Annotated in this window: 26 protein-coding genes; 16 read left to right on the top strand and 10 right to left on the bottom strand. The window is 70.0% G+C overall.

From position 1 onward, the window contains the following. The first annotated feature begins 23 nt into the window (after positions 1-23). The 6 genes from OG349_RS04650 to OG349_RS04625 are packed head-to-tail and all read left to right on the top strand — an operon-like array spanning position 24 to position 4987. Positions 24-479 (top strand): hypothetical protein, encoded by a 456-nt coding sequence (locus tag OG349_RS04650; RefSeq protein WP_327233369.1) that lies wholly within the window; start codon positions 24-26, stop codon positions 477-479. Continuing rightward, entirely contained in the window at positions 476-1453 is a 978-nt protein-coding gene (locus tag OG349_RS04645) for a bifunctional lysylphosphatidylglycerol flippase/synthetase MprF (RefSeq protein ID WP_327233368.1), read from the top strand. The genes OG349_RS04650 and OG349_RS04645 overlap by 4 nt, the downstream gene beginning before the upstream one ends. A 23-nt stretch (positions 1454-1476) precedes the next feature. Continuing rightward, the gene (locus OG349_RS04640; RefSeq protein ID WP_327233367.1) at positions 1477-2427 is read left to right on the top strand and encodes a VlmB-like protein; all 951 of its coding nucleotides are present in this window, start codon (positions 1477-1479) and stop codon (positions 2425-2427) included. Next, positions 2424-3338, top strand: coding sequence for an alpha/beta hydrolase family protein (locus OG349_RS04635; RefSeq protein WP_327233366.1), 915 nt, complete (start codon positions 2424-2426; stop codon positions 3336-3338). Before OG349_RS04640 ends, OG349_RS04635 begins: the two co-directional genes overlap by 4 nt. Beyond that, a complete protein-coding gene (locus OG349_RS04630) occupies positions 3325-4455 on the top strand; it encodes an acyl-CoA dehydrogenase family protein (protein WP_327233365.1) in 1131 nt (376 codons plus the stop codon). The genes OG349_RS04635 and OG349_RS04630 overlap by 14 nt, the downstream gene beginning before the upstream one ends. Before the next feature lie 52 nt (positions 4456-4507). Further along, a complete protein-coding gene (locus OG349_RS04625; protein ID WP_327233364.1) occupies positions 4508-4987 on the top strand; it encodes a type II toxin-antitoxin system RatA family toxin in 480 nt (159 codons plus the stop codon). A 160-nt stretch (positions 4988-5147) separates the two neighbouring features. On the opposite strand, the gene OG349_RS04620 is transcribed toward OG349_RS04625, so the two are convergent. The 9 genes from OG349_RS04620 to OG349_RS04580 form a co-directional block, all read right to left on the bottom strand. After that, on the bottom strand, positions 5148-6710 hold the full coding sequence (locus OG349_RS04620; protein ID WP_327233363.1) for an AMP-binding protein: 1563 nt from the start codon (positions 6708-6710) through the stop codon (positions 5148-5150). Beyond that, on the bottom strand, positions 6707-7132 hold the full coding sequence (locus OG349_RS04615; RefSeq protein ID WP_327233362.1) for an acyl-CoA thioesterase: 426 nt from the start codon (positions 7130-7132) through the stop codon (positions 6707-6709). Before OG349_RS04615 ends, OG349_RS04620 begins: the two co-directional genes overlap by 4 nt. After that, positions 7129-7557 (bottom strand): holo-ACP synthase, encoded by a 429-nt coding sequence (locus OG349_RS04610; protein ID WP_327233361.1) that lies wholly within the window; start codon positions 7555-7557, stop codon positions 7129-7131. Before OG349_RS04610 ends, OG349_RS04615 begins: the two co-directional genes overlap by 4 nt. Further along, complete coding sequence (locus OG349_RS04605; RefSeq protein ID WP_327233360.1) at positions 7493-8470, bottom strand: hypothetical protein; 978 nt, start codon at positions 8468-8470, stop codon at positions 7493-7495. Before OG349_RS04605 ends, OG349_RS04610 begins: the two co-directional genes overlap by 65 nt. A gap of 33 nt (positions 8471-8503) precedes the next feature. Beyond that, positions 8504-8764: a hypothetical protein gene (locus OG349_RS04600; protein ID WP_327233359.1), complete on the bottom strand. Its 261-nt coding sequence runs from the start codon at positions 8762-8764 to the stop codon at positions 8504-8506. A 63-nt stretch (positions 8765-8827) separates the two neighbouring features. Then, positions 8828-9430, bottom strand: coding sequence for a TIGR03086 family metal-binding protein (locus tag OG349_RS04595; protein ID WP_327233358.1), 603 nt, complete (start codon positions 9428-9430; stop codon positions 8828-8830). Positions 9431-9557: 127 nt separating this feature from the next. Next, entirely contained in the window at positions 9558-10898 is a 1341-nt protein-coding gene (locus OG349_RS04590; RefSeq protein ID WP_327233357.1) for an aminotransferase-like domain-containing protein, read from the bottom strand. 3 nt (positions 10899-10901) lie between these two features. Continuing rightward, positions 10902-11852 carry an alpha/beta hydrolase gene (locus OG349_RS04585; protein ID WP_327233356.1) on the bottom strand — a complete coding sequence of 317 codons (951 nt, stop codon included), beginning with the start codon at positions 11850-11852 and terminating at the stop codon, positions 10902-10904. 13 nt (positions 11853-11865) lie between these two features. Next, complete coding sequence (locus OG349_RS04580; protein ID WP_327233355.1) at positions 11866-12546, bottom strand: TetR/AcrR family transcriptional regulator; 681 nt, start codon at positions 12544-12546, stop codon at positions 11866-11868. Positions 12547-12723: 177 nt separating this feature from the next. On the opposite strand from OG349_RS04580, the gene OG349_RS04575 reads away from it, so the two are divergent. Continuing rightward, on the top strand, positions 12724-13803 hold the full coding sequence (locus OG349_RS04575; protein WP_327233354.1) for an alpha-hydroxy acid oxidase: 1080 nt from the start codon (positions 12724-12726) through the stop codon (positions 13801-13803). Between the two features lie 88 nt (positions 13804-13891). Continuing rightward, positions 13892-15490 (top strand): class I adenylate-forming enzyme family protein, encoded by a 1599-nt coding sequence (locus OG349_RS04570; protein WP_327233353.1) that lies wholly within the window; start codon positions 13892-13894, stop codon positions 15488-15490. Here the strand turns inward: OG349_RS04570 and OG349_RS04565 are convergent. Further along, complete coding sequence (locus tag OG349_RS04565; protein ID WP_327233352.1) at positions 15434-16081, bottom strand: 4'-phosphopantetheinyl transferase family protein; 648 nt, start codon at positions 16079-16081, stop codon at positions 15434-15436. The two genes, OG349_RS04570 and OG349_RS04565, sit on opposite strands and share 57 nt — an antisense overlap. Before the next feature lie 36 nt (positions 16082-16117). Here OG349_RS04565 and OG349_RS04560 point away from each other — a divergent pair, with 36 nt between their 5' ends. The 8 genes from OG349_RS04560 (at position 16118) to OG349_RS04525 (ending at position 25872) form a co-directional block, all read left to right on the top strand. Then, positions 16118-16381 (top strand): acyl carrier protein, encoded by a 264-nt coding sequence (locus OG349_RS04560; protein WP_327233351.1) that lies wholly within the window; start codon positions 16118-16120, stop codon positions 16379-16381. Positions 16382-16513: 132 nt separating this feature from the next. Beyond that, on the top strand, positions 16514-18163 hold the full coding sequence (locus OG349_RS04555; protein ID WP_327233350.1) for a class I adenylate-forming enzyme family protein: 1650 nt from the start codon (positions 16514-16516) through the stop codon (positions 18161-18163). Next, complete coding sequence (locus OG349_RS04550) at positions 18160-19443, top strand: beta-ketoacyl-[acyl-carrier-protein] synthase family protein (protein WP_327233349.1); 1284 nt, start codon at positions 18160-18162, stop codon at positions 19441-19443. Before OG349_RS04555 ends, OG349_RS04550 begins: the two co-directional genes overlap by 4 nt. Continuing rightward, the gene (gene hppD, locus OG349_RS04545) at positions 19440-20510 is read left to right on the top strand and encodes a 4-hydroxyphenylpyruvate dioxygenase (protein ID WP_327233348.1); all 1071 of its coding nucleotides are present in this window, start codon (positions 19440-19442) and stop codon (positions 20508-20510) included. Before OG349_RS04550 ends, hppD begins: the two co-directional genes overlap by 4 nt. A gap of 74 nt (positions 20511-20584) precedes the next feature. Then, complete coding sequence (locus tag OG349_RS04540) at positions 20585-21502, top strand: phytanoyl-CoA dioxygenase family protein (protein ID WP_327233347.1); 918 nt, start codon at positions 20585-20587, stop codon at positions 21500-21502. Beyond that, on the top strand, positions 21487-22392 hold the full coding sequence (locus OG349_RS04535) for a prephenate dehydrogenase (protein ID WP_327233346.1): 906 nt from the start codon (positions 21487-21489) through the stop codon (positions 22390-22392). The genes OG349_RS04540 and OG349_RS04535 overlap by 16 nt, the downstream gene beginning before the upstream one ends. A 91-nt stretch (positions 22393-22483) precedes the next feature. Then, positions 22484-24442: an FAD/NAD(P)-binding protein gene (locus tag OG349_RS04530; protein WP_327233345.1), complete on the top strand. Its 1959-nt coding sequence runs from the start codon at positions 22484-22486 to the stop codon at positions 24440-24442. After that, a complete protein-coding gene (locus tag OG349_RS04525) occupies positions 24439-25872 on the top strand; it encodes a class-II fumarase/aspartase family protein (protein WP_327233344.1) in 1434 nt (477 codons plus the stop codon). Before OG349_RS04530 ends, OG349_RS04525 begins: the two co-directional genes overlap by 4 nt. Positions 25873-25885 lie beyond the last annotated feature (13 nt).

Genomic DNA, 25885 nt, shown 5'->3' with positions numbered 1-25885 from the left:
CGCCCAGACGGGGGAAGGAAACCATGAGCGCGGAGCAAGCCTTCGGGCACCCGCAGAACTACCGCACCACGCGGGCGGAGTACCTCGGCGTCCTCGCCGTGGCCGCCGTCGCCTTCCTGTGGCACGTCGACGAGGTGCGCTGGGGCCCGGCGATCCTGCTGTTCGCCTACATCGACATCATCGGCTACATCCCGGGCCTGATCGCCTACACCCTGTCCGAGGACGGGCGGATCCACCCGGTGTTCCACATCCTCTACAACGTCATGCACACCTGGCTGTCCGCCGGCGCGGTGATCCTGCTGTGGGTCTGGCTGGTGGGCCCGGAGTGGGCTCTGCTGGTCGTCCCCCTGCACCTGTTCGGCGACCGCGGCCTGCTGGGCAACTACGCCAAGCCGATCGCCGAGCCGTTCGAGCACTTCGAGACCGGCCGTCAGAAAGCCTTCCACGCCGCGCAGCGGGCGCAGGTGCGATCCCTATGACGGCCGCACAGCCGGACGCCCTGGAGAACATCAGCACGTACGCCGATCACCCCAGCGGATTCCTCGCCTACAACGACGGCGTGGAGCACTTCACCTCCGCGTCGGTACCAGGTGTCATCTCCTACCGGCGGCGCGGCGCGACCGTGTTCGTCTTCGGCGGACCGTTCGCGCCCGCCGAGCACCGCGGCGCGCTCCTCGCCGAGTTCCAGGAGCGGGTGGTCGGCGGTCGGCAGCAGCTGGTGGCCGTCCAGGTCCGGGCCGCGGACCTGGACGTGTTGGCGGGCCCCGACTGGACGGTCAACCAGCTGGGCAGTTCGTACAGCATCGACCTGACACGCTTCTCGCTCAAGGGCAAGGCGCTGGCCAAGATCCGTCAGAACACGGCCCGGGCGAGGCGCGAGAACGTGTCGGTCCGTGAGGTGCCGGCCGCCGACCCGCCGCCCGAACTGGACGAGATCGACCGCAGCTGGTTGCGCGACAAGGGCCGGCACGTCAAGCGGATGACCTTCCTGGTCGGCGAACGCACCGGCCGGGGCACCCCGTACCGGCGGCTGTTCGTGGCCGAGCGGGGCGGGAGCGTGATCGGTTATGTCTCCTACTCGCCGGTGTACGGCAGCCGTCCCGGCTGGCTGTACGACCTGACTCGGCGCACGCCGCAGGCATCGGTCGGCACGGTCGAACTGATCAACCATGCCGCCCTGCGGACGTTCACCGAGGAGGGAAGCGAGTGGCTCCATCTGGGACTCACCCCGTTCGCCGGGCTGGGCGACGAGCCCGCCAACGCCAGCCCGGTGCTCAGCCGCATGGTCCGGCAGATCGCCGAGCGGGGCACGTTCGTCTACCCGGCCAGGTCCCAGCAGGCGTTCAAACTGAAATGGGCGCCGCAGGTGATCGAACCCGAGTACGTGGCCTTCAGGGGCGGACCCCGGCCCTCCTCCCTCTGGCAGCTCTTCCGCATCACCAACGCCATCTGACCGACAACCCCGAGGACCCCGAGATGACGAAGAACATCGCGCCCGAGACGGACTGGGACCTGGCTCCGGACGTGCTGGCCGGAGCCAGGGAACTCACCCTCAGCCCCGAGCAGTGCGACCTGGACTACTGGCTGGCCAACGTCGCCCAGGGCACGCTCGTCGGGCTGGTCAACGGTCACCGCCCGGAGGCCGTGACGCCCGACCACATGCTCAAGCCCGGCCCGCTGCGTGACGCGCTCCTCCTCGAGTTCTCCTTCCGCTCCATCGCCGAGGACAAGGCCGCACGCGCCATCACCTCGTTGGTGCAGAACGCTCCGGACGTGAAGTCCATGGAGTTCTTCGCCACCCAGCTCCTCGACGAGGCGAGGCATGCCCAGGCATTCCGGGCGCACATGGTGGAGGTCGGTGTCCCGCAGGTGGAACTCGACCAGGTCATCGAGGAGTACGCGGGCGAGCACCGGCGCAATGTCCTGGACCCGCTGGAGGAGTTCGGCCTGTCGGTGATGAACGGGCCGCACGCCTTCGTCTCCGGCGTCGCGGTTCTCACCATCCTCGTCGAGGGAGTGCTGGCGCCCACCGGTGAACTCAGCGAGCACAAGTGGAAGTTCGTCGACCCGGCGGCGGCGAGCGTGGAGCGCGGAGCGGGCATCGACGAGATCCGGCACCTGACCGTCGGCAGCGAGATCGTCAAGCGGCACCTGGAGCGTGACCCGTCACTCAAGGGGCACTTGGCGGACGTGGTCCGGCGCGGCAACGAGCTGTGGGCCGAGCTACCGGTGCTCGCGGTGCTGCAACGCCGGGAGGAACTGTTCCAGGAGGGCATCCGGCAGCTCGCCGACGTCATCGGCGACCGCGAGATCTGGGCGGGCCGCCGGCTGCTCGACACCACTCCGGACGAACGGATCGGCACCGCTCTGCGGTGGTCCGTCGAGACCCAGACCGCCCGTCTGGCGTACATGGGGATGAGCGAGTGAGTGATCGGTACGGGCGTCCGGCAGCGGACACCGGGGCCGACCGGCTGACGGTGCCGCTGCCGGACGGAGCCGAACTGGCGGTGCTCCACTGGCCGGGGCAGGTGGGCGCCCCGCTGGTGACCGTGTGGCCCGCACTCGGTGTACGGGCTCGGTTCTACCGGCGTTTCGCCGCCGCACTGGCGGCGCACGGCCTGGGCGTGGCGGTCGTCGATCTGCGCGGGCAGGGCGACAGCCGGCCCCGGCCGGACTCCTCGGCCCGGTACGGCTACCACGAACTCGCCACGGTGGACTACCCCGCCGTGGTCGGCGCCCTCCGCGAACGGGCGCCGGGCAGCCCGGTGTTCCTGCTGGGACACAGCATCGGCGGGCAGATCGGCCTGATGTACGCGGCCAGGAATCCGTCCGCGGTGGACGGCGTACTGCTGGTAGCGGCGGGCACGCCGTACTTCCGCAGCTATCCGGGACTGACCGGGCTGATTCCGCTCCTCGGCACCCACACCGTCGCGGCGATCGCCCGGCTCCGCGGCTACTGGCCGGGCGACATGCTGCGCTTCGCGGGCCGTCAGTCCCGGGTGCTGGTCGGCGACTGGGCTCGGACGGCCCGTACAGGCCGCTACCGACCGGTCGGCGCCGACGTCGACTACGAGCAGCTGATGGCGGGCCTGCGCCTGCCGGTGCTGGCGGTGTCGGTCGGAGGCGACCTGCTGGCCCCGGCCGGCGCGGTGGACGCGCTCTGCCGGCTGCTGCCGGGCGCCGAGGTGTCCCGCTGGCACCACGCCGGACGACTCAGCCACACCGCATGGGCCAACCGGCCCGAGCCGATCGCCAGGGAGATCGGCAGATGGATGGACAGCACGCTCGCGGGCGAACCCTGGCCCGGACCCGTAGGAGACGACAATGCGGTTTCTTGAGCCGGAGCGCGAGACTCTGGAAATGTTCCTGCCCGGACTGGACGACCGGCTGGCCTCCCTCCCGCTGAAGGAACGGGAACGGCCGCAGGGTCCCGCACTGACCCTGTTCAAGGAGGCGGGTGGCCCCGGCCTCCTGGTGCCCTCGGAACACGGTGGCCTGGGGGCGAGCGCCGTGCAGGCCGTACGCCTGCAGCGTGCCGTGGCCTCGCGCAGTCCGTCCCTGGCGGTGGCCACCACCATGCACCACTTCTCGGTCGCGGGGCTGATCCAGGCGTACGAGGCCACCAAGGGCCTGGAGTGGATGCTGCTCCAGGCGGTCGCCGACCAGAAGCTGCTGATGGCCTCCGGGTTCGCCGAGGGCAGGTCGGGACAGTCGATCCTCGCGTCCTCCATCACGGCCAGGCAGGACGGCGACGACATCGTTCTCAACGGGGCCAAGAAGCCCTGCAGCCTGTCCGCGTCGATGGATCTGCTGACCGCGTCGGTGACGCTGGAAACCGGCAACGGCCCGCAGCTCGCCGTGGCGCTGGTCCCGGCCTCGACCCCCGGCATCTCGGTACACCCGTTCTGGGGCACCAGCGTGCTGGCGGGTGCCGAGAGCGACGAGGTGCGGCTGGAGGACGTCCGGGTGCCGGCGGACATGGTGGTCCGCACCGAGTTGAGCGAGGACGGCAGTCTGGACACGGTCCAGAGCGTCGGCTTCATCTGGTTCGAGTTGATGATGGCGGCCTCGTACCTGGGCATGGCCGGCGCGCTGGCGGAACGGGTGCTCGCCCGGGAGCGTACGGACGTCGTCGAGCGGGCCCGGATCCTGGTGGAGCTGGAGGCCGCGATGGGTGCCGTCGTGGGAGCCGCGTCGGTGTTGGACGGCGACGGTCCCGTGGGGCAGCCGGAGTTGCTGCAGTCGCTGGTGGTCCGGTTCTCGGTGCAGGACACGATCGACCGGGTGGTGCCGCGCTGTCTGGAGTCGCTCGGCGGCATGTCGTACGTCTCCAGTGACGAGACGTCATATCTGGCCGCGTGCGCGGCTGCCTTGAAGTTCCACCCGCCGTCGCGTGCCTGGTCCAGCCAGGCGCTGTGCACGGCCTTCGCCGGCGGACCGTTGGTCCTCGGCTGACCCGGCCGGCATCGGCCGGGCCCATGATGTTCCACTCAGGAAGGAACCTGCCTTGCCCTGCTTCATTGATGTCGAGGGACTGCTCAGCGATCGGGACGCGGACGAGGTCTTCGACCGCGTGCGCGACTTCGAGCGATACGCCGACCACACCGACACCGTGCGCGGGGTCACGGTGACCGCCGACGACGTCGGCACCGTCGATTCCGCCTGGGCGGTGAACTTCCGCGGCGGCGTCCTGCGCTGGACCGAACGGGACGTCATCGACGCCCCCGCCCGGACCATCACCTTCGAACAGCTCACCGGGGACTTCGCCCGGTTCGTCGGGACCTGGGACGTCCGGCAGACCGGCGACGACGCGGTGGTGCTGTTCTCCTGCGAGTTCGACATGGGCATCCCCAGTCTGGAGCCGATCATCAACCCGGTCGCCATGCGTGCCCTCATCGACAGCATCGGGCTCATCCTGCGTGGTCTGCTGGGAGAGGACATCGAGCTCACGAGCGCCTACCGGGACACCGCGGTCGTCGGCCCGTGAGGGCCCTGCGGACGACGTAGGTGTGCGGGCCCGCCCCCGATCCGCCGTCAGGTCGGGGGCGTCCGCGGCGACAGGCGGTACGACGGCCGGACCCGCGGCGGACGCCGCCGTGGCGGCCGGTCCGCGTCTGCCCGACGGTTCACACGACGGGAGGGCCGTCTCAGGCGGGGGCGGCCGTCGCCGCCTGAGGGAGCAGTCCCTCTTCTTCGAGTCGTGCCGTCATCAACGCGCGCGCGGGCTTGCCGCTCGCCGTGCGGACGACGGCGCTGTGCGTCACCTGGAGGACCGCTTCCGGAGCGACGGCGAAGTCCGCGGTGATACGGGCCGCGACCCGGTCGGTGTCCACGTGCTGTCCGCGCTCCGCCACGACCACCACGGCGTACGAGGCTCCGTGGGGGAGGACGACGCACTCGGCGACCCCCGGCTCCGTCGCCGCGACCTGTTCGACGTCCATGGCGAAGATGTTCGCTCCGTTCACGGAGACCCGGTCGGAACGCCGGCCGCTGAGATACAGCAGGCCCCCGTCCAGGTAGCCCAGGTCTCCCGTGTCGAACCAGGTCGTGCTGTGGTCGGTGGTGCCGTCGTAACCGTCGAACAGGGTGTCCCCGCGCAGCTGTACGCGGCCCGTGCCCGTCTCCGGGCACTCGTGTCCCGCGTCGTCCACGATCCGCAGACCGAGGCCGGGGATCGGGGTGCCCAGACACGCGGTGGAGACCGGGCCCCGGGTGCGGAACGCGGTGGCCGGGTCCGTGAGGCGGTGCGAGGTGGCCATCAGGACCGCTTCGGCCAGGCCGTAGCAGAAGACCAGCGCCGACGGGTCGAACCCCCAGGGCCCGGCGGCGTCGAGGAAGGTGCGCACCGATTCCCTGCGGATGGGTTCCGCCCCGCAGAAGACGGTGCTCCAGGCCCGGAACAGCCCCGGATCGAGTTCCTTCCGCTCCGCCGCCTCCGAGATCCGTTTCGCCAGGTAGCGCAGCATGAAGTCGGGGAAGGCGCTGTGGACGCGCTCGGCGTCCCGCACGAGACGCAGGGCCGCCAGAGGCCTGCGCAGAAAGGTGCCCGGTTCCTCCAGGACCACGTCGGCGCCCTGGACGAGTCCGGTCAGTACGCCGATCAGGCCCATGTCGTGGTGGAGCGGCAGGGCGATGATGCCGGCGTGGCCGGGCTTCATGCCTGAGACGTCGCGGAGGGCCTCGATGTTGCCGAGTACCGCGCGGTGGCTGAGCCGGATGGGGCGGGGCATGCCGGTGGAACCGCTCGTGTACTGGACGAACGCGAGGTCCTCCGGTTGTCCCGGTGCCGGTTCGGGGGACACGCTCGGGAACAGTTCCAGCCCGAGTTCGCTCAGGCCGGGTCCGGAGATCCGGAAGGCGTACCTCGTGCCCATCTGCCGCGCCACGGTGGCGAGGTACTCCTCGACGACCGTCCCGGGCACGCGTGGCTTCACGGAGACCGGGACCGCGCCCAGATGTATCAGTCCGAGCAGCGCCAGGAGGCTCTCGCGGGAGCTGCCGAGGCGGAGCAGCACCCGGTCCCCGGGACGTACGCCCTGGTCGGCGAATCCGCCGGCCGCCGCCGCGGCCTGCGCGGCGAACTCCGAGTGCGTCAGCCGCTCCCGCCGGGCCGAGGTGCCGAAGGTGACGGTCGCGCCCGCGCGGTCGGCCCGGGGGACGAGGACCCGGGAAAGGGTGTCTCCGGCGGTTTCCGCGGTGTTGTCGGTCATGCCGTGTCCCCGGCACCGGCGAGCATGGCACTCAGGTCGACCCGGTGGACGCGCTTGGTGTCCCGGTCCATGAGGCCGAGACGGACCCGGCCCCTGGCCACCTTGGTGCCGTCGGGCAGTTCAACGTCCTGGGCGAGGGTGAAGCTGTAGGCGGTCCGGTCCACGAGGGACGTGCGGACGACGAGGCGGCCCACCGGATCCCAGTCGACCGCCTGCAGGTAGTCCAGGTGGAGCTGGAGGACCACGGCGACCTGCGTGCCCCCGCGCGCGTCGGCACCGTGGGCGAGCCCCCACTCCCAGCGGCCGGTCTCCAGAAGCTGCGGGTAGACGCTGTTGTTCAGGTGCCCCGCCCAGTCGAAGTCGTTGGCGCGCAGGCCGACTTCACAGGTGTGTTCCAGCACCGGTGGTGTGACGGTTGTCATGAGGGGTGCTCTCCGCTCGTCGTCCCGCTCGTCGTCCCGCTCGTCGTCCCGCTCGTCGTCGGCCCGGCCAGGAGGACGACCACGGCGCCGGCCATGCCGCCGGTGTGGCTGATCGACAACTCCGCCGCGATATTCCACTCCTGGCACCAGCGGGCGATCTGTCCGTGCAGTCGCAGCCGGGGCTGCCCGGCGGGGCCGTGGCCGACCTCGATCTCCGGGAAGGTGCACGCCGGCGCACCGCCCATCGAGCTGAGGGCCTTGATGAAGGCCTCCTTGGCCGACAACAGCCCCGTCAGTGAGGCGTCCGGGTCGGGGCGGGAGCGGCAGTGTGCCCGCTCCCGCTCCGTGAACACGGCCCCGCTATCCCGCAAGTGCGGCTTCTGAGCGAGTTCCGCGACTGACTGCAGATCGAATCCGGTCGACATCGTTCGTACGTAGGCTGGCGAAGTAGGCACGCTTCAGGTCCTCGTAGGATCGGGTCTCGATACCGGTGACTTCCCGCACCAGAGCGAACACGCTGCTCAGCTTGCGTGCGTGCACCGAGCCCTCGTGCAGCGCGTCGTCCGCGAGGCGGAACTCGTCCTCCTCGTCGGTGCGGACCCGCTCCCACCAGTTGACGAAGCCCTTGCGGTCGGTCTGGGCCTCGCGGGTCGACCCGAAGGTCTCGCCGCCGTCGGGGCGGATCCAGGTGTACGCCATCGACAGGACGTCCTTGACGGGGTAGACGCCGGAATCCAGCAGGGCCTTGGCGAAGGCGGCGAAGTACTGCCGGTGCTGCACCTCGTCCTTCATGACCGTGTGGAAGACGTCGTGCACGAGTTCGTCCTTGCTCGTGCGTGCCGCGTGCTGGTAGGAAACACAGGCCTCGATCTCCACGCAGGCCTGGAGGATGCAGACCCGGGCGTAGTTGTCGACGGGGAGGGGACCGCGGCATTCGACGACCTCCTCCTGTTCGATCGCCTCGATGCCCGTCATCTCCATCAGCCGCCCGAAGGAGATCTCGTGGTGAGCCTCCTCCTCCAGCCAGTAGCGGGCCGACCAGGCGGCGGCGATGTGCAGGACGTCACTGCCCAGGGGGTTGGACTCGCGGATCTCGTTGGCGAGCTTGACGCCGTCCACGGCGAGCCGGATGCCGGCCGGCTGGGTGGTGAGCTCGGCGCGGGCGGCGTGCCACAGCGCGGCCTTGTCGGTCTGGCCCGCGTTCGTGAGGCGGCGCCTGCCGAAGATCTCGTCGGACGACCAGCGGCGCTGCTCGTGGTAGCTGTGCTGGGCGCGCAACACGTCGGTGAGGGTCGCCCCTGCGCGAAGTTCCTTGACGATGTCGGTCATGATCAGCATGTGTCTCGCCTTCCGTTCGGGAGGGACTGCCGTTCAGGAGGAGCTGGGTGCGAGTTGCTTGCCGAGGGCCTGGACGATGTCCTCCGCGGAGTGCTGGAGGGTCATCGTCGGGAGTTCGACGTCCTCGTCGAAGCCGGTGTCCGCGAGCGCGCCCGCGAACGCGTCGAGCAGATCGATGGAGTTGACCGCGTTCGGTGAGGCGACGAGGACCTCCGACAACGGCTGTCCGGCGAACACCTCCTCCTCCGTCAGATCGAGGCGCCGTGCGACATGTTGCTTGAGTTCGGCTATCAAGGTGTCTCCCCGTGCGTGTCGGACTCGGTACATGAAGAGCGGACGGACCGGAGGCCGCCGTGACTACCGGAGCGTCGCGGCGGACCAGTCGGGCGACCTGCCGAGCGCTGCCAGGGCGAGGTCGAGAGAGCTCGCGCCGGGCGCCGCGGGTACGGCAGGACGGAAAAGGGGTTCGGGTACGAGCCTGCGCGCGTCGTCCGGTACACGCAGGGCGAACGTGAGGGCGGCGTCGGCGACCTCGTCGTCGAGGTCCAGCGGAACGCCGAGTGTGCGGGCCAGGTCCCAGCCGTGGACCACGTGGTCGAGGAAATGGAACCCGATCGCGATCGTGGCGGGGAAGCGTCTGGTGGTGCTGATCTCGGGAAGGATGAACTCCCGGGTGAACGAGCCCTGTTGGGCGAAGGCGTCGATGGCGGTCCGGGCCGCGGCACGGTACGTCGCCGCCGGGTCGTCACCGAGCACACCCGGCTGCCACACGGCGAGGTCGTCGCCGCCCCCGGAAGCGGCGGCCGCGAATCCGTGGTGCTGGCCCGTCATGTGGGCCACGAGATCGCGGAGTGTCCAGCCCTCACAGGGCGTCGGCAGGTCCCAGTCGCGCGGGGCGGCCTGTTCCACCAGACGCACGGTCTCCGACACAGCTGTCCGGTCGAGCTTCCGGATTTCCATGCGAGCCCCTTCACGAATGACGATCCGAACCGAGACATTAGCACGACCGTGCGTTCATTTTTAGAGTCATGGAACGAGAAAGAGGGCCCGGCTGGTGTCGCCGGGCCCTCTTTCTCGTTCCGCTCGGTCAGAGGCCTTCCGCCGTCCCGGCATCGGCTGCCCGGGACTCGACGAACCGGGCCAGCCTCCGCACGCCCTCGACGATCTGGTCGACGGTCAGGGCGCTGCAGGAGAGCCGGAGGCGTCGCTCCCCGCCGCCCTCCGTGTAGAAGTCGCTCATCGGTGTCCACAGCACACCGAAGGCCCGCGCGGAGTGCTCCAGGGCCTTGACGTCGGCGACGAACGGGACATCGACGACGAGGAAGAAGCCACCCGTGGGCTCGTTCCAGCTCAGGCCCAGCGCGCGACGGCGCTTCTCGGGAAAGTGCCGCTCCAGCTCACCGAGGAGTGTGGTCAGGTTGGCGGTGTAGTGGGCGATGGCTCCCGCGTTGGCCTCGCGCAGCCGGCAGTCGCACTCCACGAGCAGTCCACCCACGACGGCCTGGCTGATGGCCGAGGTGTTGACCGTCGTCATGCTCTTGATCTTCGACAGCTCGTCGGCGAGCAGGGAACGCCGGCCGTCGGGGCCGATGACCTCCTGGTCGGCGACGACATAGCCGACGCGCGCGCCGGGCATCGCGGTCTTGGCGAACGATCCCAGGTGGAGGACCCGCCGTTCGCGGTCCATCGACTTCAGCGTGGGGCGGGCGGATCCGGCCCGGACGAAGAACCCGTAGGGATTGTCCTCCAGGATCAGCAGGTCCTCCTCCGCGGCGACCTGGAGCAGCCGTTCGCGGGCGGCCACGGTCATGCTGGTGCCCGAGGGGTTGGCGAAGTCAGGGACCACGTATATCGCTCGCGGCCGTTTGCCGGCCCGGCGCAACCGTCGCGCGGCGGCCAGGAACGCCTCGGGGTCGGGGCCGTCGGAGTTCTCCGGCACCGGGTGGGTCGCGATGTCGAGCAGCCGGGCGGCGCCGGTGATGCCGACGTAACAGGGCGAGCTGACCAGGAGCGTGTCCTGGGGCCCGGCGAACAGCGCGCGCAGGGTGAGCAGCATGGCCTCCTGGCAGCCGGTCGTCACGACGATCGACTCCGGCGGTACGTGGATCTGCTCGTCGTTGGCCAGGGTGCGGGCGATGAGGTCGTGAATGACGCCTTTGGTGCGTCCGTACTGGAAGAGGTGGGTGCGCACCTGGTCCCTGGACCAGCCGAGGCCCTGCTCCAAGTGGTCGGTGTAGGAACGCAGGTGGCGTGCGATGTCGTCCGTCTCGAACGTCCCCTCCGCCGGCCTGCCGGGGGCGAAGGACAGGGCTTCGGGGAAACGGGCGACGACCTCGTTGAGGAAGTTCATCGCGTCGAGCACCGGGTCGGTGAGGGAGGAGTGCAGGTCCTGAAGAGCGAGCGCCGGAGAGGCGGCGGTGTCCGTCACGGATCAGTCCTTCGTGGTCGCGTCGGCGAAAGCGCTGCGCAGGTAGGCCGCGAACTGCTCCACGGCCCGGCCGGCCGCGTCGAGCGTGCCGGACATGGTGAAGAAGCCGTGGGCCGTCCCGGGGTAGCGGGTCGACTCGACGGGCACCCCGCTCTCCCTGAGCCGCTGGGCATAGCTCTCGCCCTCGTCGCGCAGCGGATCGTACTCGGCGGTGATCACCAGTGCGGGCGGCAGACCGGAGTGGTCGGGGGCGCGCAGCGGGGAGGCCAGGGGGTCGATCCCGTCCTCGGGGGTGGCGAGGTAGTTGTCCCAGTACCACCGCACCGACTTGTCGTTGAAGAGCAGCGGGTCGGTGTTCTCCCGGCGTGACGGGGTGTCCGCCAGGTAGTCGGTGTTCGGGTAGACGAGCAGCTGGGCCAGGATGTCCGGACCGCCCGCGTCACGGGCCATGAGGGTCACGGCGGCGGCGAGGTTGCCGCCGGCACTGTCACCCGCGACCGCCAGACGGCTCGCGTCCCCGCCGAACGCCCCGGCGTGCTCGGCGGCCCACCGTACACCGGCGAAACAGTCCTGAGGGGCTGCCGGGAACGTGTGCTCGGGGGCCAGGCGGTAGCCGACGGCGACGGTGAGGCAGCCGACGGAGTTGGCCAGGCTCCGGCAGAGCGCGTCACCGGTGTCCAGGGAGCCCAGGGTCCAGCCCCCGCCGAAGAAGTAGACGAGCACGGGCAGCGGGCCCCGGCCCGCCGGCCGGTACACACGCACGGGGAGGGGGCCGCCGGGTCCGGGGAACGTGAGATCGACCACTTGGTCCACCTGCTCGGGTGTGCCGGCCCCGGCCTGGATGGAGGCGAGGTCCGCGGCCCTCGCCTCCTCCAGCGTCATCGTGTACAGCGGTTGGACGTCTTGCGCCGCCCGGCGGTCGTACATGCTCTGGAACTGCGGATCGAATGGCATGGTGTCTCCGGATTCAGGCCCGCGGATCCGCGGGCACGGGTGGTTCGAGTTCGAGGGTGTCGGGCAGCGCGGACGGGTCCGTCGCGACGCTGCGCAGCCGGCTGATGATGCCGTCGGCGGCTCTGGCGTAGCAGCTGAAGTTCCCGTGCAGTACGGATTCGGCGTTGGCCATCTCCAGGAGTGCGACGAGCTCGAAGGCGAGTTGGGGGGAGTCCGTGGCGGTGCGGACCTCACCCGTCTCTTTGGCCTGGTCAACCATCTGTTCGACCAGGGAGAACCAGTTGCCGTGCGCGCTCGCCACGGCGTCGTGCACCTTGCCCTGGCGGGCGTCGTACTCCGCCGTGACCGAGTAGAAGAAGCACCCGCCGGGGAAGACGCGCTGCGCCGAGTAGACGAGCCAGTTGTGGCACAGGCGCTCCAGCCGGCCGAGGCCGGCGGGAGCGTCCCGGGCGGGCTGCACCACATGCTCGATGAAGACCTTGACGGCTGCGCGCACGGTGGCGAGCTGCAGCTCCTCCTTCGACCCGAACAGGTCGAACACGCCGCTCTTGCTGAGGTTGAGCTCGCTCGCCAGGCGGCCGAGCGACAGGCCCTCGAGGCCTTCGACGGAGGCGATCCCGACGGCTCGATGGAGGATCGTGCGACGAGTCTGATTGCCTCGTTCGATCCGTGCGTCCGTACCTGACCTTGCCAAGGAGTGCCTCCTCGATGTCTTCCCTGGGGGGGCGTGCGCCGTCGCGGCACGCCGGTGACAACATTATGTGGACGACCGTGCGGACATGTGGGAGAGTTCAATTAGCGTACGCCCGTGCGGTTAGCTGAGAAGACGGTTGGACACATAGCAACGAGTGATGAACACGGGGGCTCCACAGTGGCGTTGTTGACGCTTCATGAGTACGAGACGGCTGCCCGAAAGCAGCTGTCGGGACCGGTTTGGGACTTCCTGTCGGGTGGGAGCGGGACCGAGTCGATGGTGTCGGCCGGCCGGGAGGCCCTCGACCGGATCCGGCTGCGGCCACGCTGTCTGGTCGACGTGTCGGACTGCGATCCCGGCACCTCGGTGCTGGGTGCGAACCTCGCGGCACCGTTGGGGATCGCTCCGATGGCCTACCATCGGCTCGTCCACCCCGAAGGGGAACTCGCCACCGCTCGCGCCGCCGGGGAGGCGGGTGTGCTCTTCACGGTCAGCATGTTCGCGAGCCATACGCTCGAGGACATCGCCGCGGAGGCCACGGGACCGCTGTGGCTTCAGCTCTACTGGCTGAAGCGACGCGAACTCCTGGTCGATCTTGTGCGACGGGCGGAGGCCGCCGGGTACGGTGCGCTGGTACTGACCGTCGACGCGCCGAGAGTCGCCCGCCGTCCGCGGGACGCGCGCAACGGCTTCAGCGTGCCGGAGGATGTCCGCGCGGTGAACGTCGACCCCTCGGTCATGTCCGCGTCCCATGTCAACACACCGGGCGAGTCCGCCCTCGCGCGGCATTCCCGGGAACGGTTCGACGCCTCCATCACCTGGGAGGATCTGGCCTGGCTGCGGGAGCTCACAAGCCTGCCTCTGGTACTGAAAGGCTTACTCACCGGAGAGGATGCCGAACTCGCCCTCAAATGCGAGGTCGACGGAATCATCGTATCCAATCACGGGGGTAGGCAGCTCGATTTCGCGCAACCTGCGGCGGAGGCACTCGTGGAGATTGCCGAAGTTGTCTCCGGCCGTTGTCCGGTTATCCTGGACGGGGCGATCAGACATGGCGCCGACATTGCCAAAGCCCTCTGTTTGGGTGCGGATTCCGTTTTTGTCGGACGGCCCGTCCTCTGGGGGTTGGCACACTCCGGAAGCGCCGGCGCGTCCGCCGTACTCCGGTTGCTGACCGAGGAGTTCGAGGAAGTCATGGCCCTGATGGGGGCACCCCGTGTTCCGCATTTCGGACCTGCGGGCATCACTCGGAAGTGACTCCCTTTTACTCCTGAAAATTGCCCTTCTTGGTCAGCGATTCATCTGCATTTAACATGCCCCAGCCGGGGCGAATGCAGTTCTCGGCGTGCCCGGAAACGGAATCGGCATCACCAAGAATTTACTTGCCAACTCGCAGGTAGTGGGCAACGATAAAGTTAATCACCGCCGAGGGGAGCTATCGGCGGCAGGACTATCCCATATTCTTCGATTGGTGGGGATTACCATGGGGGGAACGGCGCTGAAAAGGTCCGTTCGCGGCGAGGGTGCCTGGATCGACGACATATTACTCAAGGGGGACAGTCGCAGAACTGCTCTCCATCTGGGTCGGCCCGTGAGCCTCATGGAACTACGTCGGCTGGTCGTCGATCAGCAGGATCGCCTTGAAGCCGCCGGCCTCAGAGCCGGGGGAACTCTCGCCCTGCGCATGCCTCCGTCCCTCGCGTGCATCGTCGGCATGCTGGCCGGGTGGCGTGCGGGAGCCCAGGTCGCTCTGCTGGACCACCGGTTCACGACCCATGAAGTCGGTAAGGCGATCGCCCGGCTCTCGCCGCAGCTGGTCGTCGAGCCTGTCGAGGAAGGCACTGGCAGGCTCCGCGGATATTTCGAGGTCACTACCCGTATCACCCCGCTGCGTGGCGGGCGGCCGGCCGCCACGGAGCACGCGCTGCTCCAGTTGAGTTCCGGCTCGACCGGTCCCTCCAAGGTGATCGGCCGCACCGTCGGCAGTCTCCTGGAGGAACTCGACCGGTACTCCCGGCTCGACAACTTTCCCGGCCACGGCGAACGCACCGTTGTTCTCGCCTCGATCGTGCACGTCCTCGGCCTCGTCGGCGGCCTGCTCCAGGGACTCGCCGCCGGCTCGGAGGTCGTCCTGGCCAGTACGCAGACGGTCGAGGGAGTTCTCAAGGCCATCGCCGCGGGAGACGCGCCGACCACCGTGCTCGGTGTCCCGTCTCAGGCCGCACTCCTGACCGCGTCCCAGAATCCACCGCGCCTTTCCCAGCTGCGCCGGATGATTGTCGGCGGCGAAATGGTCAGAACCGACGTATGGGAGCGGTTCACGCGCAACTATCACGCTGATTTGGGTGTCATGTACGGTATGACCGAAGTCGGCGTCATCGCCACCGATCTCACCGGATCCACCCGCCCCGGCCTCGCACCGGCACCCGGCATGCGGGTGCGCGTCGAGGACGGCCAGATCCTGCTCGGCCTGACGGCCAACCCGTACGTGGGGAAGGCCGATCCGGCCCGCTTCGTGGACGGATGGCTGCGCACCAAGGACGCGGGCACCATCGACGAGAGCACCGGCCTGCTGACGGTCCAGGGAAGACTGGACTCCCAGGTCTCCATCGGCGGACTGAAGGTCGATCTCTCCGAGGTCGAGGAAACCCTCACTTCCCTGCCGGGGGTCACCGAAGCCGTCGTCGTGCACGGCACCGGTATCGAGGCCTTCGTGAGCGTGACGGACCGCGAGGTCTTCGACGGCCTCGGCGCCCAGCTCGCGGCACGCCTCGCACCGTACAAACGGCCCCGCACGCTGCACGACCTGTCGGAGATCCCACGTACCGTCACCGGAAAGCCGGTTCGCAACGCGGAGATTCTGCGTGACGCCATCGCGCTGAACAGATCAGTCCGGCGTGCCGGAAATCCGGCGCACCTGGACACCGACACCGCCATCGTCTGAACCACCCGCGGCGTCACCGTGCAGTGCGACGCCGATGACATGGCGGCCGTCATTCACCAGGGCCGCACAGGACACCAGACCGTCGAAGCCGGGCAGCGGGCGCGGAGCCGGAAGCGAGTGCGGGCCGGGAGGCCAATGCTCCTCGATCGGCATACGACGACTCATACCACCACCGCGCAGTCCCTGGCCCAGTGCCTTGCCCACCGCCTCCTTCTGAGTCCACAACCACAGGAACGCCATTGAGCGTTCCCGCTCCGGCAGTCCGCTGATCCAAGCCGTCTCCACGGGATGGAGCCACGCTCGGGCCATCGACTCGGCGCGCAGCCTCCGTACCCCTTCCACATCCACCCCGATCTGAGCTCCGCCGGTCAGAGCGATGGCCAGAGCTCCGCGCGTGTGGGCAACGCTCACGCGCACACCCGCACCGGCCCCGCCGAGAAACGGACGGCCGCCGGGTTCGTGTTCCACCCATATCTCGGACTCCGGGACGCCGAGCCTGTCGGCCGCGTTCCGCAGCAACAGGGTGCGCGCCTTCCGGCGCTCTCCCCCGTCCGTGGTGCACCACAGCACCGTCACAGTGTCCGGGTCCATTCCCGGGCGCCTATCCATGAAGCAGGAGTTAACCAAATGACCAGTGAAGTCGAGAAGTTCGTCATCGAGGCGTTGGCAAACATGAACTACGACGTGTCCGAGGTAACCGGCGACACCCCGCTCGGCCCCGCCGGCCTGGACCTGGAGTCGCTCTCGGTCGCCGAGATCGCGATCCAGGTCGAGGACACGTACGGAGTGAAGTTCGAGGAGGACGAGATGGAGTCCGTCGCGCTCTTCACCGTCGCCGGCCTCGTCAAGGAGATAGTCAACCGGGCCTCCGCCGCTGCGGCGACCCGGTGAATGCGTGGCCGAAGACGGCCTGACACGCATGCGCCTCTCTCCGATCCGGCGCCAAGGCGCCGGATCGGAGGAGCCGCAGCGAACCGTATGTGACGACCGAAACACACAGCCCGACAAGTAGGGACTCCGGGAATGAACCCGAAGAACGAGCGCGCGGAACTCGCCGCCGATCAGCGGCTCGGCGTGGGCAACGTGCTGACCACACTGATCGAACGGGGCGCCGGCCTCGACACCTTGACCCTGACCTTCGACACCGAGGTGCACGGCTACCCGGCCTGGCAGGCCCTCACCCTGGCCCAGCTCGGGGAGGTCGTCACCGCCCGTGCCTCCACACTGCACGCCCTCGGCGTCAAGCCCCGGGACGTCGTCGCCGTCTGGGTGACGGACGGCGCCGACCAGGTCCTCAGCTACCTGGCGCTGGCCCGTCTGGGTGCGATCCCCGCGCTCATCAACGGCAGAGTGCCGGCCGAACAGGTGGCCGAGTACATCAAGCGGCTGCGTGCCGTCGGGGTCATCGCCGATACCCCGCACTGGGACGGGCTGTCCTCGGCGGGCAACACCACACCGCTGCTCGCGGACCCGGCCGACCTGGACAAGGGCGACCCCGGCACGGCTCCGAAACCGTACCGGCACCACGGCAACGAGCCCGTCGTCATCACCCACTCCTCCGGGACGACCGGCCTGCCCAAGGCGGTCATCCACTCCCACCACAGCCTGTTCGCGGCCATCCGCCACCGGCTGTCGCTGCCCAAGGGCCAGGGACTGGACCGGATGCTGGGCGCGCTGCCGTCGGCGCACGCGGCCACCGTCATCGCCGTGAACCTCGCTCTCACCAACCGGGCCCAACTGGCCGTGATGTCCCAGCAGACCGGTTCCGTCGTGCTCGACACCATCGAGGCGTGGAAGCCGGCCAGTGTCCTCGGCTTCGCCGCCACCTGGTCGGAGCTCGCGAGCGAGGACCTGTCGAAGCGCGACATGGAGTCCGTGCGCACCTGGTGGAACACCGGTGACTGCGCGCACGAGGCGCACATCCGCAAGCTCATCGCCACCGGCACGCGTGAGTCCGTCACCGCGCAGGGGCGGGTGCGGACCCCCGGTTCGCACTTCGTGGACGGTCTGGGCTCCTCGGAGATGGGGCACTCCCAGTTCCACATCACCCACACCCTCGACACCAACCGCTACGGCCGGTGCATCGGCAAGCCGCACGCCTTCTCCGACGTGGCGGTCGTCGACGACAACGGCGAGAAGCTGGGTGCCGACGAGGTCGGCCAGCTCGCCGTCAGCGCGCCCACGCTGTCGCTGGGTTACTGGAACGACTCGGTGACCACCTATCAGACCCGCCGGGACGGCTACTTCCTCACCGGCGACCTCGTCTACCGGGACACGGACGGCTACTACTACCACGTCGACCGCGCCGTGGACGCGGTGAACCTCGACGACGGTCACCGCCTCTACACCATGCTGTGCGAGGAACGGGTGCTGGCGGACTGCGCCGACGTGCTGGAGTGCACGGTCGTGGCCGTACCGACCCACGGCAAGGTCGTCACCTCCGTCCTGCTCATGCTGGACGCGGAGGCGGACCACGAGGCCGACCGGACCGCGGAGGTGCTTGCCGCGCTGGATCCGCGTGTGGCCCGCACCGTCGAGCGCGTGGTCGTGGTCAACCCGGACCGCATCCCGCTCGGCGCGACCGGCAAGGTCCGCAAGTTCCTGCTCCGCCAGCGGTTCCTCGACGGCGAGCTGCTCGCCCACGAGTCCCCCGCGAAGCAGGTGACCGTATGACCGCCACACAGTCCAATGCCGTCGTCACGGGCCTCGGAACCTTCACCCCGCTCGGCCGCGGCGCCGCCGACGTCTTCGACGCCCTGTGCCACAGCAAGTCCGGCCTGCGCCGGCCGCCGGTGGGGCATCTCCTCGATGGCACCGTGGGTGTCGCCGGCATCGCCCCGGACATCGAGGCACGGGAGGTACTGCCGCCCAGTGAGGGACGGCTCGTCGACCGCTTCGCCCTGATGGCCCTCGCCGCGGCCGACGACGCCCTCGCCGACTCCGGGATCGTGGTCGGCGAGAACGCCGACCCGGACCGGGTCGCGGTGGTCGTCTCCAGCGGTGCCGGCGGCCTGACCACGTACGAGGCGCAGGCCCACGAGCGGGTCCAGCGCGGCCCCACGTCGGTCAGCCCTTACCTGCTGCCGGGCATGCTGCCGAACATGGCGGCCGCCCGGATCGCCATCAAGTACGGCATCCGCGGCTGGAGTTCGGCCATCGCCACGGCCTGTGCCGCCGGTGCCCACGCGGTGGCGGAGGCCGCCCGGCTGATCCGGTACGGCGAGGCCGACGTAGTGGTCTGCGGCGGCGCCGAGGCTCCGCTCAACGCGACCTCCGCGCTGGCGTTCGCCCACGCGCGGGCGCTGGCGAACGGCTGGGACGACGACCCCGAGGCGGCCAGCCGCCCCTTCGACCGCCGCCGCAACGGGTTCGTCCTCGCGGAGGGTGCCGGAGTACTGGTGATCGAGCGCGCCGAGCACGCGGACGCCCGCGGCGCCGGGGGCTACGCCGACCTCCTCGGGTGGGGTGCCACGACCGACGCCTTCAAGCCCACCGCGCCGCGCCCGGACGGTGCGGGAGCCGCGCAGGCCATGCGCGGGGCGCTCAGGACAGGCGGTCTGACACCTGACGACGTCGGCTACATCAACGCGCACGGCACCGCCACCAGGCTGGGCGACGTCGCCGAGACCAAGGCCGTCCGGGCCGTCTTCGGGGACCGCTCCCCGGCCGTGAGCAGCACCAAGTCGATGACCGGGCATCTGCTCGGTGGCTCCGGTGCCGTGGAGGCGGCCGTCTGCGCCCTCGCGATCTCACGCGGAACGCTGCCACCCACGCACAACCTCGACGAGGTGGACCCGGCCTGCGACCTGGACCACGTCCGGGGCTCGGCTCGGCGCGGGCCGGTCCAGGCCGCCCTCTCCAACTCGTTCGCCTTCGGCGGTCACAACGTCAGTCTTCTCTTCGGCACCGCCAGCACCCGCATCAAGCGACAGAAAGAGGACGAACGCGCATGAACATCGGAGCCGTGGATCACGTCGAGTTCTACGTGGGCGATGCCCAGCAGTCGGCGTTCTACCTGTGCACCGCGTTCGGCTTCCGGCTGCGCGGTCACGCCGGTCCTGAGACGGGCCGGAAGGACAGCCGGTCCCTGCTGCTGAGGCAGGGTGGTATCGACATCGTGCTGACCTCGGCGCTGACCCCGGACCACCCGGCGGCGCAGTACGTCTCCCGGCACGGCGACGGGGTGGCCAACATCGCGTTCGAGGTCACTGACGCCGCCAAGGCGTTCGAGACGGCGGTCGAGCGGGGAGCGACCCCGGTCGAGGAGCCCGTCGTGCACAGCGGGCGCGGCACCGAGGTCGTCACCGCGGCCGTGCTCGGCTTCGGAGACGTCGCGCACCGGTTCACGCAGCGGACCGGTGACCCGGACGACTTCCTGCCCGGCACGATGGAGATCTTCGCCGTCGACCCCGACGTGAACGAGAGCGAGCAGCCGCTGCGCACCGTGGACCACGCGGCGATCTGTGTGCCGGCGGGCGAGCTGGGGTCGACGGTCGCCTTCTACGAGAAGGTCTTCGGGTTCAGCCAGATCTTCGAGGAGTTCATCGAGGTCGGCGAGCAGGCCATGGACTCCAAGGTGGTGCAGAGCCCGTCCGGCAAGGTCACCTTCACGATCATCGAGCCTGTGACCGACCGTCAGCCCGGCCAGATCGACACCTTCCTGGCCAGCCACGGCGGCGCGGGGGTGCAGCACCTCGCCCTGCTCACCGACGACATCATCACCACCGTCCCGGCCCTGCAGGACCGCGGCGTCGCCTTCCTGCAGACGCCCGGCGCCTACTACGACGAACTGTCGGAGCGCCTGGGCAAGCCCGACCTGCGCATGGAGGACCTGCAACGCACCAGCGTCCTGGTCGACCAGGACCACTGGGGCCAGGTCTTCCAGATCTTCACGCAGTCGATGCACGTGCGGAAGACCTTCTTCTGGGAGGTCATCGACCGGCACGGCGCACGCACCTTCGGCAGCGGCAACATCAAGGCCCTCTACGAGGCCGTGGCCCGTGAGAAGGCGACGGCCTGACGCTGCCGCCGGCACCGGACGCCTTCGCACCCCCCCTATCTCGTCTGCCCGCATCGCACCACTCGAGGAAGACCGTGACTGTTCAGAACGCCACACCGTTCGTACTGACCGACGAGGAGCGCACGCTCCTGCCCACCGACGAGGACGTCGACTTCTACATCGAGCACGGCTGGTACCTGTCCAAGAAGCTCTTCACCGACGAGGAGATCGACCTCCTGGAGTCGGCGAGCGAACGCTTCTACGGCGGTCACCGCGACCGGACCCTGCCGGTGCACCCGGCCAAGCTCGCCTACTGGAAGCCCGAGCACGGCCCCGTTCAGCGGCACAACGACTACATCCACTACGAGGACGACACCATCGGTGGCATCCTGCGCAAGCCGCTGCTCGGCGCGGTGGCCGCGAGGCTCGCCGAGGCCGAGGAGATACGGGCCTTCCAGTCCACCCTGATCTACAAGCCGCCGGCGGCCGGCGAGCAATCGAACATCGTTCCCTGGCACTTTGACCGGCACTACTGGGCCACCTCCCTCTCCGAGCGGATGCTGACCGCGTTCATCCCCTTTCACCACTGCGGTGAGGAGATGGGCACGATCACCATGGTGGACGGCAGCCACAAGTGGAAGGAGACGGCCGCCCAGGACACGACCTCCCTGCACTTCGCCGAGCGCGACCGCAGCGAACTCGACCGGATGCTGGAGGAGAACGCCGCGTACAACGGTGCCGAGGTGCGCAAGGTCGCGATGGTGATCCCGAAGGGGCACGTCAGCTTCCACCACTGCCGCACCTACCACGGCAGCGGGGCCAACGTGAGCGACCGCCCGCGCCGTGCCATCTCCTTCCACCTCCAGGACGGTGAGAACCGCTACCGCGACTTCCGCCGTTCCGACGGCACCCAGGTCGCGTACAACCACGACGTCCTGGTGCGCAAGACGGCTCAGGGGACGCCGGACTACAGCGACCCCGAGTTCCTCCCCGTGCTGTGGCGCAGCAGCTGATACGCAGCGCCGCGGTGGTCGGAACCGGCCTGATCGGTACGTCGATCGCCCTGGCGCTGCAGGACCAAGGCATCACCCCCTATCTCATCGACGCGAACCCGGAGGCCGCCCGTACCGCGGCCGGCCTCGGCGCGGGAGTGGTCGGGCGGCCTCGTGTCCCCGTGGACCTGGCCGTCATCGCCGTACCTCCGCAACGCGTCGCCGCCTCCCTGCGCAAGCACCAGTCGGGGAGACTGGCCCACGACTTCACCGACGTCTCGAGCGTCAAGGTCCGGCCGCAGGAGGAGGCGGCGGAGCTGGGCTGCGACCTGGTCCGGTTCGTGGGCGGTCATCCGATGGCGGGCCGGGAGAGGTCCGGCCCGCTGGCGGCACAGGTCGACCTCTTCCGGGGCAGACCCTGGGTGCTGACCCCGACCGAGACCACCGGTGACCGGGCGGTTGGCCGGACCCGGGCACTCGCCGAACTCTGCGGAGCGCGCCCGGTGGTGATGGACGCCGCCCAGCACGATCGGGCGGTGGCCCTCGTCTCGCACACCCCGCACCTGATCGCGAGCATCCTCTCGGGGCGGCTGCTGCGCGGCGAGGACTCCCATCTGCAGCTCGCCGGGCAGGGACTGCGGGACGCCACCCGGATCGCGGGAGGTGACGCCGACCTGTGGACCGACATCCTCAGCTCGAACGCGGCCGCGGTCGCCGAGGTGCTGACGGATCTGGTCCTGGACCTGGACGCGGCCGTGGACGCCCTGCGGGAACTGGCGAAAAACCCGTCGGAACCCGGCCTGGCCGGCCTGTCCCACCTCAAGGACGTGCTGGTCCGCGGTGCGCGAGGACGCGGACTGATCCAGGAGGGGGCCCCCGGTGGCCCGAGCGGTATGGCAGTGGGGGCATGAGACATCGGCGGGGGCACCGGAGCCCCCGCCGACACCTTTCCGGCGGCAAACCGTGCTCACGACAAATTGCGACCCTGTGGAGAGAGCGACTATGACCAGCCGACGGCTCGACGTCTGCGTGATCGGTGCCGGGCCCCGCGGGCTATCGGTCCTCGAACGGCTGTGTGCGAACGCTGCGTCGGACGCGGACGGCGTATCGATCACCGTCCACGTCGTCGATCCCTATCCGCCGGGCGCCGGGCAGGTCTGGCGCCCCGACCAGTCCGCGCACCTGCTGATGAACACGGTGGCCTCACAGGTCACGATGTTCACCGACGAGAGCGTGCTCATCGACGGCGCGCTCGTCCCCGGACCGAGCCTGTACGAATGGGCGCGCTTCCTCACCCTCATCGGTCCTGTGGACGGGCGGGAGTACGAAGAACGGGTTCTGAGCGAGGCACGCGCGCTCGGGCCCGACTCCTACCCCACCCGCTCCTTCTACGGGAACTACCTGGAGTGGGTGTTCCAGCGGGTCACGGAGACGGCGCCGGCCGGCCTGACCACGGTCGTGCACCGCGCCCGCGCGGTCGAGCTCGACGACGAGGAGGACGGCACCCAGCGCGTGCGGCTCGACGACGCCACGGTTCTGGAGGGCCTCGACGTCGTCGTCCTCGCCCAGGGCCATCTGCCGGTGCGGAGCTCCCGGCGCCAGGACGAGTTCGGCGACTTCGCCGCGGCCCACGGGCTCGGTTACGTCCTGCCCGCCAACCCGGCCGACGTGGACCTGACGAAGGTGGCGCCCGACGAGACGGTCGCGCTGATCGGGCTCGGCCTCAACTTCTTCGACTACATGGCCCTCCTCACCCTGGGTCGCGGCGGCCGGTTCGAACGGCAGGACGGACGGCTCGTGTACCTGCCGTCCGGCCTCGAACCCCGGATGGTCGCGGGTTCCCGCCGGGGTCTGCCCTTCCACGCCCGGGGTGAGAACCAGAAGGGGGCGCACGGGCGGCACGAACCGGCCGTGCTGACCGTCGAAGTGATCGCGGAGCTGCGCGAGCAGGCCCGGCGACGGGGCGGGATCGACTTCCGCGAGACCGTGTGGCCGCTGGTCTCCAAGGAGGTCAGGACCGTCTACTACACCGCGCTCCTCACCGCCGCCGACCGCCCGGGCGACGCGCGCCGGCTGCGAGACGCCTACCTCGCCGTGCCGCCGGGCAGCCCCCGGGAACAGGAGCTCCTGGACGAGTTCGGCGTCGCCCCGGCCGAGCGCTGGGACTGGAGCCGGATCGCCCGGCCGTACAAGGGACGCGACTTCGCCTCGCCGGAGGACTTCCGTGACTGGCTGACCGCCCATCTGCGCGCGGACCTGGAGGCGGCGCGCAACGGGAACGTGGACGGTCCCGTCAAGGCGGCGCTCGACGTCCTGCGCGACCTGCGCAACGAACTGCGGATGATCGTCGACCACGGCGGCCTCACCGGCAGCTCGCACCGGCAGCACCTCGACGCCTGGTACACGCCCCTGAACGCGTTCCTGTCCATCGGCCCGCCCGCCAGCCGGATCGAGGAGGCGATCGCGCTGATCGCCGCGGGAGTGCTGCACGTGATCGGCCCCGACACTCGGGCCACGGCGGACGAGGCGGCAGGCGTCTTCGCGGTCGAGTCCTCCGCGGTGCCGGGCTCCCGGCTCACGGCCACCGCGCTGATCGAGGCCAGGCTGCCGGAGATCGACCTGCGCACCACCGCCGACCCCCTGCTGCGCCACCTCCTGATGTCCGGCCAGTGCCGCCCGCACCGCATAGCCGACCCCGAGGGAACCCCGTACGAGTCGGGCGGCCTCGCCGTCACCGACGAGCCGTTCCGGCTGATCGACGCCGAGGGCCGGACGCACCCGCGTCGCTTCGCCTTCGGCGTGCCCACGGAGGCCGTGCACTGGGCGACGGCGGCCGGGATACGTCCCGGGGTCAACTCCGTGACGCTGCAGGACTCGGACGCCATAGCGCGTGCGGTGCTCTCGACGGGCGCGAGGGACCGGCGGCCGGACGACAAGATGATCGGAGAGCTGACGGGATGAACGGTATGACGCTCGACGCCGGGCTGCTGAGTCCGGTACGGGCCGGTACCCCGGCCGAGACGGCCACGTCCGACCTGGCCTGGCTCCAGGCGATGCTCGACGCCGAGGCGGCGCTGGTGCGCGCCCAGGCGGGGCTGGGCAACGTGCCCGAGGACGCGGCCCGGACGATCACCGGGCTGGCCCGTGCCGAGGATCTGGACCTGCGGGCGCTGGCCGTGCTCAGCAGGGGAGCGGCCAACCCGGTGGTGGCGGTGGTGCAGGCGTTCACCTCACTGGTGGCGGCCAAGGACCCGGACGCGGCGGACTACGTGCACAGGGGTTCCACGAGCCAGGACATCTTCGACACCGCTCTGATGCTCGTGGCGGCCCACACCCTCGATCTCCTGCTGGGCGACCTGGACGACTTGGCGGGCTCGCTGCACACGTTGGCCGGCGAGCACACCGGGACGCTCATGGCGGGGCGGACTCTCGCACTGCACGCCGTACCGACGACGTTCGGTCTCAAGGCCGCCGGCTGGCTGGTGGCGGTGAACGGGGCGGCGGACCGGCTGCGGCGGCTGCGTGCCGAGGGACTCGTCGTCCAACTCGGCGGCGCGGCGGGCACGCTGGCGGGGTACTTCGAGTACGAGCGGCTGCACCGGGAGGAGCGGGGGGAACCGCCGACCGACGCGTACGCCCGCCGGCTGACGGAGCGGTTCGCCGAGGAGACGGGCCTGTGCGCCCCGCTCCTCCCCTGGCACAGCCACCGGGCACCGATCGCCGTACTGGCGGCCGAACTCGCCCTGGCCACCGGGGTGCTGGGGAAGATCGCCGTGGACGTGCAGTCGCTGGCCCGCACGGAGACCGGCGAAGTGGCCGAGCCGGCCGCGGCCGGGAGGGGTGTCTCCTCGGCGATGCCGCAGAAGCGCAACCCGGCGCTGGCCACGCTGATCCGTTCGGCCGCCCTCCAGGTTCCCGCGTACGCGAGTGTGCTGAGCCACACGATGCTCTCCGAGGACGAGCGCTCGGCGGGTGCCTGGCACGCCGAGTGGCAGCCGCTGCGCGAATGCCTGCGGCTGGCCGGCGGGGCCGCGCACACCGCGTGCGAGCTGGTGTCCGGTCTGGTGGTGTCTCCCGAGCGCATGCGGGCCAACCTGGAACTCACCGGCGGCCTGATCGTCTCCGAGCGGCTCGCGGCCGTCCTCTCCTCGGCCCTCGGCAAGGCCGCGGCCAAGGACGTGGTGAGCCGTGCCTCCGCCGAGAGCGCGACCACCGCCTGCCCGCTCTCCACGGTCCTGGCGGCCCAGCCCGAACTCGCCGGACGTTTCGGTGCCGGGGACCTGGAGGCCCTGCTCGACCCGGCCGCGTACACGGGCGCGGCGGAGGAACTGACAGGACGGGTGCTGGGCGCCGGGCGGCAGGCCGGCTCGAGCCTGGTGGGGCCAGGCTGACGGGGGAGGTGAT

This window comes from Streptomyces sp. NBC_01317 (assembly GCF_035961655.1).
GTDB lineage: Bacteria > Actinomycetota > Actinomycetes > Streptomycetales > Streptomycetaceae > Streptomyces.
The sequence above is the reverse complement of the archived record's forward strand: the minus strand, read 5'-3'. Positions and strand labels throughout refer to the sequence as shown.